This window comes from Pseudomonas sp. GW821-FHT02A08 (assembly GCF_059422045.1).
On sequence record NZ_JBWKWD010000003.1, the window covers coordinates 8,759 to 21,976 of the forward strand.

General features: G+C 59.8%; 7 protein-coding genes, 1 tRNA gene and 1 pseudogene. 6 read left to right on the forward strand and 3 right to left on the reverse strand.

Going from position 1 to position 13,218, the window contains the following annotated elements; genetic code table 11:
• Positions 1-205: 205 nt before the first annotated feature.
• Together AC07W4_RS03340 and AC07W4_RS03345 are read right to left on the reverse strand one after the other, a co-directional pair.
• Positions 206-2,866 (reverse strand): helix-turn-helix transcriptional regulator, encoded by a 2,661-nt coding sequence (locus AC07W4_RS03340; protein WP_495031477.1) that lies wholly within the window; start codon positions 2,864-2,866, stop codon positions 206-208.
• Positions 2,867-2,903: 37 nt separating this feature from the next.
• On the reverse strand, positions 2,904-4,532 hold the full coding sequence (locus AC07W4_RS03345; RefSeq protein ID WP_495031478.1) for a 3-(methylthio)propionyl-CoA ligase: 1,629 nt from the start codon (positions 4,530-4,532) through the stop codon (positions 2,904-2,906).
• Positions 4,533-4,660: 128 nt separating this feature from the next.
• On the opposite strand from AC07W4_RS03345, the gene AC07W4_RS03350 reads away from it, so the two are divergent.
• The 6 genes and pseudogenes from AC07W4_RS03350 to AC07W4_RS03375 all read left to right on the forward strand — a co-directional run.
• The gene (locus AC07W4_RS03350) at positions 4,661-5,692 is read left to right on the forward strand and encodes an AraC family transcriptional regulator (protein ID WP_495031479.1); all 1,032 of its coding nucleotides are present in this window, start codon (positions 4,661-4,663) and stop codon (positions 5,690-5,692) included.
• A 220-nt stretch (positions 5,693-5,912) separates the two neighbouring features.
• A complete protein-coding gene (locus AC07W4_RS03355) occupies positions 5,913-6,821 on the forward strand; it encodes a peptidyl-prolyl cis-trans isomerase (RefSeq protein WP_495031480.1) in 909 nt (302 codons plus the stop codon).
• Positions 6,821-7,819 carry a HupE/UreJ family protein gene (locus tag AC07W4_RS03360; RefSeq protein WP_495031481.1) on the forward strand — a complete coding sequence of 333 codons (999 nt, stop codon included), beginning with the start codon at positions 6,821-6,823 and terminating at the stop codon, positions 7,817-7,819. The genes AC07W4_RS03355 and AC07W4_RS03360 overlap by 1 nt, the downstream gene beginning before the upstream one ends.
• A gap of 39 nt (positions 7,820-7,858) precedes the next feature.
• Complete coding sequence (locus AC07W4_RS03365; RefSeq protein WP_495031482.1) at positions 7,859-10,075, forward strand: DUF3604 domain-containing protein; 2,217 nt, start codon at positions 7,859-7,861, stop codon at positions 10,073-10,075.
• Between the two features lie 405 nt (positions 10,076-10,480).
• A complete protein-coding gene (locus tag AC07W4_RS03370; RefSeq protein WP_495031483.1) occupies positions 10,481-11,956 on the forward strand; it encodes a DUF1254 domain-containing protein in 1,476 nt (491 codons plus the stop codon).
• Positions 11,957-12,008: 52 nt separating this feature from the next.
• Positions 12,009-12,332, forward strand: a pseudogene (locus tag AC07W4_RS03375) (site-specific integrase); the annotation flags it as partial.
• Positions 12,333-12,412: 80 nt separating this feature from the next.
• Here the strand turns inward: AC07W4_RS03375 and AC07W4_RS03380 are convergent.
• Positions 12,413-12,499 (reverse strand) — tRNA-Leu (locus tag AC07W4_RS03380).
• Between the last annotated feature and the right edge of the window lie 719 nt (positions 12,500-13,218).

Sequence of the window (13,218 nt, forward strand, 5' to 3'; positions counted from 1 at the left end):
GCGCGAACGCAGCCTGGCGGCAGCTGCTACAGGGTTCGAGTGCCGGGCTCAGTGGGCACGATCCCCCTGCCCACCCCGCTCCGGTAGCAGCTGCCGAAGGCTGCGTTGAGGTCCGCAGGACCTCCCCCGACACCTCAAAATCCTGCGCTCGCTGCGCGCGCGAACACTGCCTGGCGGCAGCTGCTACAGGGTTCGAGTGCCGGGCTCAGTGGGCAGGATCGAGGATGCCAAGCATGTAGGCACGATCCACCACATGCTTGCGGGTGCCGGCCTGGAACTTGCCGAACAGGTTCTTCAAGTGCCATTTCACGGTTTCTTCGCCGACATTCAGCGCCAGGGCGATCTGCTTGTTCGACAGGTTACGTGAGAGCAATTGCAAGACTTCACGCTCCTTGGGTGTCAGCAATCGGCTGGGCGACACCGTACTGGTCACCAGTGACGCCGGCGCGGGTGGTGGGGTGCCTTGCGCAGCGGTCGGGGGTGCCTCGTGCTGGATTTTGCGCATCCATTTGAGCAATTGCGGGTGGGTGTCTTCGACAATCCGCCGCAAGCCGTTTTCCTCGGCCAGGCTGATCGCTTCACGCAGGCAGGCCAGGCCGTTGCCGCCCGACTCCTGGAGCGCCAATGCCCTGAGTAGTTTGATCTGCACAATTTCACGGCCGCGACGAATGCGCTCGGCTATTTCGTTGGCACGCTCCAACAGCTCCAGCATCCCTTGCCAGTCACGTTGCACATGGGCGATATAGGCCTTGGCCAGCATCACCATCAAGGCCAGTTCCGGCCCGAGCAAGCCCGTTTGTTCGCGCGCGACCTGCGGCACCTGGGCATCGAGCCGGCGCCCCAATGCAAGACAGGTATCGGCCCGGCCTTGCAGCGCGTGCAGGCGAATCTGCTCGGCCAGGGCAGCAATGCAGAAACGCGTAATGCCACGTTCTTCGCCGAGCACAAACAGCGCCTCGAGCAGGTCATAACCACGATGCCCCTGGCCCTGCAGTACCGCCAGGCGAGCGGCGGTGAGAAAGCCCAATACAATCGCATCCGGAGAAGCCAGTCGCTCGACCACGTCCAGGCGGTTGGCCAGTACTGTCGCAGCCTCTTGCGGCTGATCGCGCTCAAGCAACACCGTGGCCAACCCGCTCGCCAGCATCACCGCCACCGGACTTCGTCGGCCGATATCCTGCTCGGCGCGTGCCAGACTGTCGCGCAGTGCCATTTCGGCCGGCACCAGGCGGCCTTCGGACAAGTAGCTGAGGCCCACTACCCATTCGCCCAAACCTCGAATCGCGTCCAGGCCGGAGCTCCAGGTATACAACGGTGCCCGCTGAAAGATGCGCCGGGCTTTTTCCGGCTGGCCCTGGAACAGGGTCAGGCGCGAGATATGGTTGGCGACCACGGCCTGTAACTTGATCTCGCCAGTCGGCAAGGCGTCCAGCCAAGGAGTCAACAGCGTCAACGTTTCGTCCGGCCGGTCGGCAAAATAGGCGGCAGTGGCAAGGATCATGTCCGCCTCGCAGCGTGTGCTGTCATCGTTTACCGGGTCCTGCCGGATACCGGCGACCAGGCGCACCGCTTCCTCATGCCGATCGCTCATGGCCAGGGACCAGGCGGCCGCCAGGCACATGCGCGACCGCGATTCAACCTCCTGCGCCGGCAGTTCCTCGACCCATTCCAGGACCCGGCTGAACTGCCCGCGCAACATGATTTCGTACAGGCATTGCTCGATCATCTGATACGCCTGGCGGGGGCGCCCGGCCAACAGATAATGACGAGCTGCCTGCTCGGAGAATTCATGGGCCTCGAGCCAGCTTGCTGCCCGCTCATGCAGGTCCAGGCGTCGAGTCTCGGGCAGACTGGCAAAGCGCCCCAGCAGGAACTCCCGGGCCAGCGGGTGGATACGCACCCACTCACTGTCCACGCTTTCGACAAAAATCGGCGTCGCCACGCACAGCTCCTGCAAGCGCAAACCGGCCTGCTCGTCACCGCTCAAGGCGATGCACAAGGACGGATGCAACATCTCCAGCAGCGCAATGCTGATCAGAAATTCAATCTGTTCGGCGGGCAGGTGGGCGATCAGGGTGTCGACGAAATAGCGTCGTATATCCCCGGTCCCTGCCGACAGCTCTTCGACCGCCGCGACCACGCTCGGGCTTTTTTCGATGGAAGCGATCGCCAGTTGCAGGCCCAGCGACCAGCCCTCGGTGGCTTCGTGCAAGCGCACGCACAGGTCCGGATCGATACGATGGCCGAAGCGGCTGCTGAGGATCGCCACGGTTTCCTCCACCCGCAGGCGCAAGGCGTCCGCGCCGATGGCAACATAAAAGCCGCGGGCTTGCAGGTCGGTCACCTGCAGGTTCAAGCGCCCACGGGAAGCCATGATGATGCGCAGGTTGGCCGGGGCATTGTGCAGCAGGTAGGCCAGGCAATGGCGCACGGTGGCTTCGGGCAGGCGGTCGGCTTCGTCGAGCATCAGCACGATTTCGCCGCCCAGGTCCGCGACCTCGGCCAGCCAGTCGGTCAGCCCTTCCAGTTCGTCGCGCCCGGGCCCGGGCATGCGCTCCAGGAAACCGGCAAACGTTGCCCGGCCACTGCCCACGGCCATGGCCGCGGCGAGCCCCCGGGCGAATCGAACGCCATCGTCATGTTCATCGAGCGTCAACCAGGCCACCACCGCCCCACGGGAAAGAAACTCCCGGCGCCACTGGGCCAGCAGAAACGTCTTGCCAAACCCCGCCGGGCCTTGCACGGCAATGGCCATCTTGTCCGCCAGGGCCGCGGAGTCGATGCTCAGCCGCTCACGCATGTGAGCGGTTTTCTGACTTCGCGGTGGCGTGGTCTTGAGGACCAGTTCCGGTGCAATGCGATCCATGGGGGGCCCTTTGGACTGGGGTACAAAGTATCGCTGGTTATAAACGATAGTCCCGGAACTGTTCGCGCAATTTCATTTTTTGCACTTTACCCGTTGCGGTATAGGGCAGTGCCTCGACGAAAGCCACCGCGTCGGGCAGCCACCACTTGGCCACATGGTTCTGTAAAAAGCCGAGCAACTCGTCCCGGGTCGCCAACATGCCCTGCTTGAGCACCACCACCAGCAACGGCCGTTCCTGCCATTTGGGGTGGGGCACGCCGATGACCGCTGCTTCTGCCACCGCCGGGTGACCGCAGGCGGCGTTCTCCAGGTCAATGGAGGAAATCCATTCGCCACCCGACTTGATCACATCCTTGGCCCGATCGGTGATCTGCATGTAGCCATCGGGGTCAATGGTTGCGATATCGCCAGTGACCAGCCAACCCTGTTCATCGAGCAAGTCCCCGCCCTCGCCCCGATAATACTGACTGGCGATCCACGGCCCCTTGACCCGCAAATGGCCGGACGCCTTGCCGTCACGGTGCAGTTCGGCACCGTCTGCATCGACGATTTTGATCCTTACCCCGAACAACACCCGGCCCTGCTTGGCCTGCAGGTCGATGCGCTCGTCGAGCGAGGCGTCGCGGTGCTTGGGCAAGGCATTGCAAACCGTGCCCAAAGGCGACATCTCGGTCATCCCCCAGGCTTGCAGCACCCGGGCGCCAAAGCGAGTCTCGAAGGTTTCCACCAGGCTGCGCGGCGCCGCTGCCCCGCCCATCACGACCCGGTTCAGGCACAGGTCCGCGGTCGGCATCAGCCCGGCGTTTTGCACATGCTGTTGCAGGCTCATCCACACCGTAGGCACGCCCAGGGCCAGGGTTACTCTTTCACGCTGCATCAAATCATACAGGCTGGCCCCGTCGAGGTCCGCGCCGGGCAGGACCAGGCGCGCGCCGCACATCGCCGCCGAATAGGGCATGCCCCAGGCGTTGACGTGGAACATGGGCACCACCAGCAGCGCCGTATCGGCCGAGGACAGGTTGAACCCGTCCGACGTGCAGGTGGCCATCGAATGCAGCAAGGTCGAGCGATGGGAGTACAACACCCCTTTCGGATTTCCGGTGGTGCCCGAGGTGTAGCACAGGGAGGCCGCCACGCGTTCATCCAGGCAGGGCCAGGCGAAGGTCTCGGGTTCATCGCCGATCAGGTCTTCGTAACACAGCAGGTTGGGCACGACGATGTGCGGCATCTGGCTGCGTTCGGCGAGGGCGACGAACGCCTTGACCGTGGTCAGTCGTGGCGCAAGCTGCTCGATCAGGGCTGCGAACGACAGGTCGAAAAACAGGTACTGGTCTTCGGCATGGTTGGCGATGAACTCGATCTGCTCGGCAAACAGCCGTGGGTTGATGGTGTGCAGCACCGCGCCCATGCCCGAGACGCCATAGAACATTTCCATGTGCCGGTAGCCGTTCCAGGCCAGGGTGCCGACCCGCTCACCGGGCTGTACGCCGAGGTTTGTGAGGGCATTGGCCAATTGTCTGGCACGCCGGCCGATGTCGGCGTACGTGCAGTGATGCACCGTGCCGTCCTGCAAGCGCGAGGCTATCTCGACCTGGGGGTGCGAGCACACCGCGTGCTCCAGTACCGAAGAAATGAGTAAGGGGTGATCCTGCATCAGACCCAGCATGGCAATCGCTCCGTTGTGGTTTTTGTAAGGTTCGGGCGGTTGTATTCTGCGCAGGCGCCGGGCATTTATTTGATAAAACGCGCCAATCATTTGATACTTCGCGCCATTAATCCTCAAAGGCGTGTGCCATGGATACTCATCTCATTCGCAGCATGTGCCTGTACGGTGCCCGCGAACTGATCGCCGACCTGCACGGCGACCCCTGGCGAGTGGCCCATGGGGCATCGATTGCCGCGCAGTCGCTGGACCAGCTGGACGTCCTCCTGCCGGTGCCAAAGGTGGTGCATTTTCTCGACCTGGCCGCCCGGGAAACCGGTCGCGAGGACTTCGGGTTGCTGCTGGCACAGAAGCAAGGGATGGGCGTATTGGGCAGTGCGCTGCTCGACATCGTCAGCGAAGCGACCACGGTGGGCGATTGGCTCGAGCGGCTGTCGCGCTACTTCCACGTGCTGATGTCCGGAGCCCTGGTGCACCTGGAGCAACACGAACTGGGCATGACCGTGCACTACGAAGTGACCGCGACGGCCGGAATCGACGAAACCCAGTCCGTCCACCTGGGCCTGGCCTTGCTCGCGCGCAAGCTGCGCAGCGCACTGTATCCGCAGTGGTCGCCCGAACGCGTGATGCTGCGTTGCCGGGAACCGCATAGCCGCGCCAGTTACACACGGATGTTCGGCCAGAACGTGTTCTTCAATCAGGAGTGCAACGGCATGCTGCTCAGCCACCAGGTGCTTGCACATCCACTGAACGAGCAACAACCCTTCTCCCGCCCCGCCCTGCTTGACTACCAGCGGGAAAACCAAAAGCGACGCAACCGTAGCCCGGCCTCGGCAACCGAAGACTCAGTGCGCAAACTGCTTTCCAGCAGTGGTGCGCCCCTGGACGCCGTCGCCCTCAATCAACTGCAGAGCCGCCGAACCCTGCAACGCAGGCTGGCCGGCAGCGGCACCACCTTCCAGGCCATCAAGCAGCAGACCAAGCTGGACCTGGCCCGCAAATACCTGAGCCAGACCGACTTGAAGTTTTCACAGATCGCCGAGGTGCTGGGTTTTTCCAGCCTGAGTGCGTTCAGCCGCTTTTTCCACAACGCCCAGGGCTGCGCGCCCAAAGCCTACCGGGCGCAGGCTGCGGGCACGAACCCGCGGTTCATTTCGCCTTAGCCTCGATGATCGCGGCGAAAACCGGCAGTCCTTTCATGACATGAACGCTCCGTCCCGGGCTGTATAGGTGAAAGACTGCACGGGCTCGGGGTATGGGTTAATCCGATTACGACTAATGCTTAGTGCTTTTCGTGATTAACCTCGGTGGAAAGTTCCGGCCCAGCAGCAATACTCCACTCTGTTTCGAAAACCATTCGAGAATAGCGTGGGGCAACAAGTCATGAACTTAAGCGTCTGCGAAGCGAAAGAGTCTCGACTTTCGTTAATCAAGCGATGCCTGCGCCAGCCGTTACTGCACTTTTTAATCGCCGGTTTCGCACTCTTCGTGCTGTACGGAGGTTTGCACCGTTCAACGATCAATCAAGATCCGCAACGCATCGAAATTACCCCAGAAGTTGTTCAGCGGATCGCGATTTCCTGGCTGGCACGATGGCAACGCCCCGCCTCGGAGCAACAGTTGCAGGCCCTGATTGACGACTATGTGAAAGAGGAAATCCTCTATCGCGAAGCACTGAAACTTGGCCTGGATAAAGACGACACCATCATTCGCCGCCGACTGGCGCAAAAAATGGATTTCCTCGCCGAGGATTTAGCGTCACTTCGCGAACCGGCACCCGGTGTACTTGAGGCCTGGTACAAGCAGCATCAGGACCAATATGCCCCGCCCCCCCTGGCAACCTTCCATCATGTGTTCTTCGCCCTGGACAAACGCGGTGCGGATGCGCAGGCCCAGGCTCAAGCCGCGCTGAGAGGGCTGAATGACAGAAACAGCGGTGACGGCGATGCCTTCATGTTTAAAAGCGCCTACACAGAGCAATCACAGGATCAAGTGGCGCGGGTCTTCGGTTCAAAGTTCGCCCTTTCGTTGTTCCAGCAAACGCCGGGTAGTTGGGTGGGGCCTGTGGAGTCCGGTTTTGGCTGGCATCTGGTGTGGATCGATACGCTGGCCAAGCCACCGGCACCGCCCTTCGAAACCGTGGCCCAGCAGGTCAAGTCCGATTGGTTGTCCGAGCAACGCAGCGAATCGAAACGCGCGAATTTCGATGCACTCAAAGCACGCTATGAAGTCGTGGTGACGATGCCTGCTTCCGCCGGTGGAATTGCCGCCATACAAACGGAGCGGCCTTAATGAGGCGCACGGTCTGGCTGCTGTTGATTCTCGGGTTCATGGGACTGAGCGCCATGGCCCATGAGTCGCGCCCCGCTTATCTGGAACTCAACGAAACGGCTGCCGGGCGCTATGACGTACTGTGGCGCACGCCGGTGCTTTCAGGCATGCGATTGCCGATTGCGCTGCGGTTTGCCGAAGGTGTGCGCACTGTCGTTGACCCGGTGGAAAGCGAACTGAACGACTCACTGATCGAGCGCCGGGTCATTGATGCCGGTCCCGCCGGCCTGGTCGGGCAGCGCATCGATTTTATCGGCCTGCAAGCGAGCATCACCGATGTGCTGGTGCGTGTCTCGCGCCTGGACGGCAGCCTGACGACCACCCTCGTCCACCCTACGCAACCCTGGATAGAAATCGCTGCCACGCCGGGAGCGTTCTCGGTGGCCGGTGCGTTTCTGGTCCATGGCATCCAGCACATTCTGGGCGGCTTTGATCACCTGCTGTTCGTCTTTGGTCTCCTGCTGCTGGTGGGTAATGGCTGGATGCTGGTGAAGACCATCACCGCGTTTACCCTCGCCCACTCCATCACCCTGGCGCTCGCAACATTGGGTGCGGTGCGGCTGCCCGGACCGCCTGTGGAAGCGACGATTGCGCTGAGTATTCTGTTGCTGGCGGTGGAAATCGCCCGCAAGAACCGTGGTGACGTCAGCTTCACCCTCCAATGGCCGTGGGTGGTGGCGTTCTGTTTTGGCTTGTTGCATGGCTTTGGTTTTGCCGGTGCGCTGGCGCAAATCGGCTTGCCCCAGCGCGACCTGCCGCTGGCGCTGTTCACTTTCAATGTCGGCGTCGAAATCGGCCAGTTGATGTTTGTCGCCGCCGTGCTGTGCCTGCGAGCGCTGTTGCTGCGTTGTCGGCTGCCACAGCCCGCGCTCTCATACGCCCGACCGATTGCTTCTTACGGGTTGGGAGCGCTGGCTGCCTTCTGGTTTTTCGAACGAGTCTCGAGTTTCTGGGCCTGAACTTCACCCTGTCACTGCCGTATTCCGGAGACGTGGAATATGAAAACCCTTACACACTTCACCACGCCGTCACTGCTCGGTTGCGCCGTGCTGACTGTCAGCACATTGGCATTGGCGGAAGGCAACCCGGACCGCGAGGTTTACTTTGGCCAGACGCACTCGCACAGCTCCTGGTCGATTGATGCTTACCTGATCGGCAACCATCAGGTCGATCCCGAACAGGCCTACCAATACTCGCTTGGCATGCCGGTCAAGCATCCGATGGGGTTTGAAGTGCAGCTCAAAGGCCGACCGCTGGATTTCCATGGCGTGACCGATCATTCGGAGTACGTGGGCGTGATCGCGCTGGCCAACGATCCGAAGTCAGACTTCAGCAAACTGCCCATCGCGCAAAAGCTGATTGCCAAGACTCCGGAGGATTTCAACCGGGTGTTCAAATGGATCGCCGGCAGCTTGAACAATCCCATCAAGGAGCTGATTGATCCGAAGGTGGCCGGCAACATCTGGCAGCAGAACATCGCCATCGCCGACAAGTACTACAAGCCCGGCAAGTTCACCACCTTCGTCGCCTATGAATGGACCTCGGCGCCCAACAATCAAAACATGCACCGCAACGTGTTTTTCCGCGATTCGAAGAAGGTGCCGGACCTGCCCTTCACGGCCCTCGACTCGAGCAAACCCGAGGACCTGTGGAGCTGGATGGACGATCAACGGAAAAAGGGCAACGAAATACTGGCGATCTCCCACAACGCCAACCTCAGCAACGGCCTGATGTTTCCGGTGGACGTCGATGACCGTGGCCGCCCGATCGATGCGGCGTGGGCCGAAACGCGGATGCGCAATGAATCGCTCACCGAAATTCACCAGGTCAAGGGCACCTCCGAAACTCACCCGGAACTGTCGCCGACCGACGAATTCGCCAATTACGAAATCATGAGTTTCCTGATCGGCATCGACAACAGCACCTCGAAACTCAACGGCAGCTACATCAGGCAGGCCTGGCAAAACGGCATGGCCTTGCAGGAAGCCCGTGGATACAACCCGTACAAAATGGGCGTGGTCGGCGCCAGCGACTCGCACAACGGGGTGATTCCCTATGCGCAAAGCAACAACTTCGGCTCCCACGGTTTCACCGACAGCACCCCGGCGGCGCGACTTTCCGGCAAACAGAACTCGGGCATGATGGCCCTGCAAACCAGTACCTCCGGTCTGGCCGGTGTCTGGGCGGAAGAAAACACCCGTGAATCGATCTTCGATGCCATGAAGCGTAAAGAGGTCTACGGCACCAGCGGCGTGCGCATCCCCGTGCGCATGTTTGGCGGCTGGGGCTTCGACAACAGTCTGTGGAACGAAAAAGACTGGGTGCATGCCGCCTACGCCAAGGGGGTTCCCATGGGCGGCGACTTGCCGGCAAAACAGGGCAAACAGGCACCGTCCTTCGTGGTATGGGCGGTCAAGGATGCCGACGATGGCAACCTCGACCGAATCCAGATCATCAAGGGCTGGACCAAAAACGGCCAGACCTTCGAGAAGATCTACGACGTCGCCTGGTCCGGTGATCGCCAACCGGACCCGGTCACCGGCAAGGTCCCACCGGTGGGCTCGACGGTCGATGTTTCCAAGGCGACCTACACCAATACCATCGGTGCCACCGAGTTGAAAAAAGTCTGGGTCGATCCGGACTTCGATCCGGCCCAGCACGCGTTCTACTACGCCCGCGCGCTACAGATCCCGACACCGCGCTGGAGCACCTATGACGCGGCCAAGCTGCAAGTACCGCCACCGGCCGACGTCTCGCCCACCGTCCAGGAGCGCGCGTGGACCTCACCGATCTGGTACACACCGACAGCCGAGGACAGCAAGACTGTCGCTGGCGGCAAAACCATTGATCAACTGAAAACCGAAGGCGCCAAAGCGCTCACCAACGAGCAGTTGCAAACCTTCGTGGTGGGCAAAACCATCAAGGTGCGCAATACCGTCACCGGCCAGACATTCGAAATCGTCTATGGCACCGACGGCCAACGCCTGGTCGCCAGCGTCGATGGTAAACCGCCCGCAGAGGGGGAATACCTGAACATGCTGCATGGCGGTCAGTTCGGCGTGCCGGCCAAGTATGAAATCAAGGACGGGCATCTGCTGACAACACTCGGCGGCACGCCCTTCGAGGCCACGGTATTCGAGCAGAACGGCAAGTACGTGGCGGCTCGCAGCAACGAATTCGGTTATGTGAATTATGAGGTTGAAGAGGTCAAGTAGCGCCGAGGCCAGCACCGATGTTCTGCATACATCGGTACTGGCAGATTGTCGCGCAATGACAGACGTTTGCGCAGCTCAAATAGAAAGCTGTTCGCGAATCGGCCCTAATGAACATTGATGACAGAATGGACCATTTTGTCGAAAGCAGGCATCGATGGACCGCATTGGGCTTTCTGTCCTTCACGACGGGCAGTAATCGGCCGATTCTGTTGAATTCGCTTCAGCAGTCTGTTTGTCCCAAAGAAAAAGTTTACCTCCGCTGTTGGCTGCCCCCCCAGTCATTAGCGGAGGTTTGCTTCATGGCCTACGCTCAGATTCGGCAGTAAACCAGCTGGAGTCTCGGCGTGTTCAAACGCTGATCAAGACGTCCAGGGCAGAGAGGATCTTGGTCGGGAGCGACAAAGGATGAAACCGGAATATTCATGCATGAAATGGATCGCCATCGCTGCCGTTTCGGTGGCGCTTGTATCAGGCTGTGCCAGCAAGAACGACCCCGTGGCCCAGGCCGAAAAAGCCGACGCAGCCAAGGGCATCGCCGCGCCCAGCCTCACGCAAACCAAGGCCATCGCCGAAGAGGCCTTCATCTACGGACTGCCGATCGTCATGAACTATGCGGTGATGTATGAGTACGCCGTGGACAAAAGCAGCCCGCAGTTCAAAGCTCCGTTCAATCAGATCAAGAACGAACCCCGTGTCTTCACTTACCAGGATACGGCCATCGTCACGCCCAACAGCGATACCCCCTACTCCTTCCTCTGGATGGATCTGCGCACCGAGCCCATGGTGCTCACGGTACCCGCAGTGGAAAAGAAACGTTATTACTCGGTGCAACTGATCGACGGCAACACCTACAACTACGGCTACATCGGCAGCCGCACCACGGGCAACGGCCCGGGTAACTACATGGTGGTCGGGCCTGACTGGAAGGGTTCCATGCCACCAGGCATCAGCCAAGTCTTCTATTCGACAACGCCCTTCACGGTGGCCGGCTACCGAACCCAGCTTTTCAATCCCAAGGACATGCCGAATGTGATCAAGGTGCAGTCCGGCTACAAAGCCCAGCCGCTGTCGGCGTTTTTGAAGCAACCGGCGCCCCCTGCTTCGCCGGTTATCAATTTCCCTCCAACCACCACCGCGGGGATCAAGGAGAACTTCTTCGAATATCTTGATGCCGCGCTCCAGTATGTTCCGCCAACACCGGAAGACAGGGAAATTCGGGCTCGAATCGCGAAAATTGGCATTGGACCAGGCAAGAGCTTCGAGTTCAAAGACCTCTCGCTCGAACACAAGGCCGCTGTCCTGCTGGGCATGAAGGAAGGTGACGAGAAGGTGGAAAAGTGGTTGTCCGGCGGACTCAAGAATGTCAATGGCTGGGGCATCGGTTCGTACTTTGGCGACCGCCATTTCTATAATGGCGACTGGTTGAAGCGCGCGGGCGCGGCCAAAGGCGGTATATACGGCAACGATGCCGTGGAAGCCACTTATCCCATCACCCGCACGACCGCGACCGGCGAGCCACTGGATGGCAGCAAGCATAACTACACACTCACCTTCCCGGCGGGGCAACTACCTCCAGTCAACGCCTTCTGGTCGGTGACCATGTACGACGGCAAAACACAGCTCCTGATCAAGAACCCGATCAACCGCTATCTACTGAACTCGCCCATGCTGCCCGGCATGAAGAAGAATGCCGACGGGTCGCTGACCCTGTACCTCCAACGGACCTCGCCTGGCAAGGCGCTGGAAGGCAACTGGCTGCCCGCACCCGACGGCCCGATTTATTTGGTGATGCGCCTCTATTGGCCCAAGGAGACGCCGCCTTCAGTCCTGCCGGCTGGCGAAGGAACCTGGAAGCCAGCAGGCATCGTGGTATCGAAATAGACCTCGCGCAATTCCCCCGGCATTTGCCGGGGGGCTCCTTTCTTCAGGATGGCAAGATGCGATGGACCTGGCCAATCTAACCGGTCAGCGCGTGACCGATACCCGATTGCTGGACGAACGGGATGTCCGAGACGACCAAATCCGGGGCCTGCAAGGCAAGACGAATGCAAAACGCCGGATTGAGATAACTGGCGAACTGAAAGCTTTGATTGATCGAATCATGTCCCGAAAAAAAGAACATAGGGGCCGCTCGACACGGCTGATCGTTTCGGAGGATGGCACACCAATGACGGTGGCAATTGGGCATACTACCGTTGTCATGACCGAGCAATACATCCGCAATCGCATAGGTAAGAAAGTCTCGCCTACCAAGTGAATTGCGACCCAAAGCCAGAATTGCGACTCAGAAACAAACAAGGGCTTGCCTAGCTTTCGCTCGCAAACCCTTGATATATATGGTGCCCGAAGCCGGAATCGAACCGGCACGCCCTTACGAGCGGGGGATTTTAAGTCCCATGCGTCTACCAGTTTCGCCATTCGGGCGGTAGCGCGGTGAAGCGTCCAGATTTTGCCAAATAACGATCTGGCAGTTCTGACGCTTGTGCAGCAGAGGTGGAAATATATACATCCCGCCCCGGTGAAGCAAGTTCGCAAATACCCTTTTCAAGACTAAATCTTGCAGGCTAGTGCAGATAAAAAAGCTCCGTAAATCATAGATCTACGGAGCTTGTTTATGAGTGGAGGCCGAGGTCGGAATCGAACCGGCGTAGGCGGATTTGCAATCCACCAACAAAGCTAAGTAGATCAATAGGTTAGCACGTCACTTGTTCCGCAAGCTACTGATTTTAAACAAGCTGTGCCCAGCGGTTTTGAAGGGTCGGATTTTGAGTTGCGCAACCATTTTCTGGCGCGAGGCGCACTCAACCTCATCAAGATTTTCCTTGGGACGATGACAGAAAACAGCGAGCTACTGGCAAAGCATCCGCTTTGGGGTCTGATCGCGCGGCCCCCAAGGAGTTTGCATGTACCGTTGCAACGCAATTTTCGACTGCTACGCAGAGCTTTCCACGGAGGATTTGCGGTGCCTGACTCAAACCTGCTCCCTTCCCTGCTCTTCAAGATCAATGCAAACCAACTTGCCCTCGAAGCGGTCATTCTGGAACTCACAAACCGGGTTGAAGTCCTCAGAAATCATAGCAAGGGTTCGCAAAGGCGTTGTTACACACTCCGGGCCAGAAGAGGTCATGAGAACGCGACTTCTA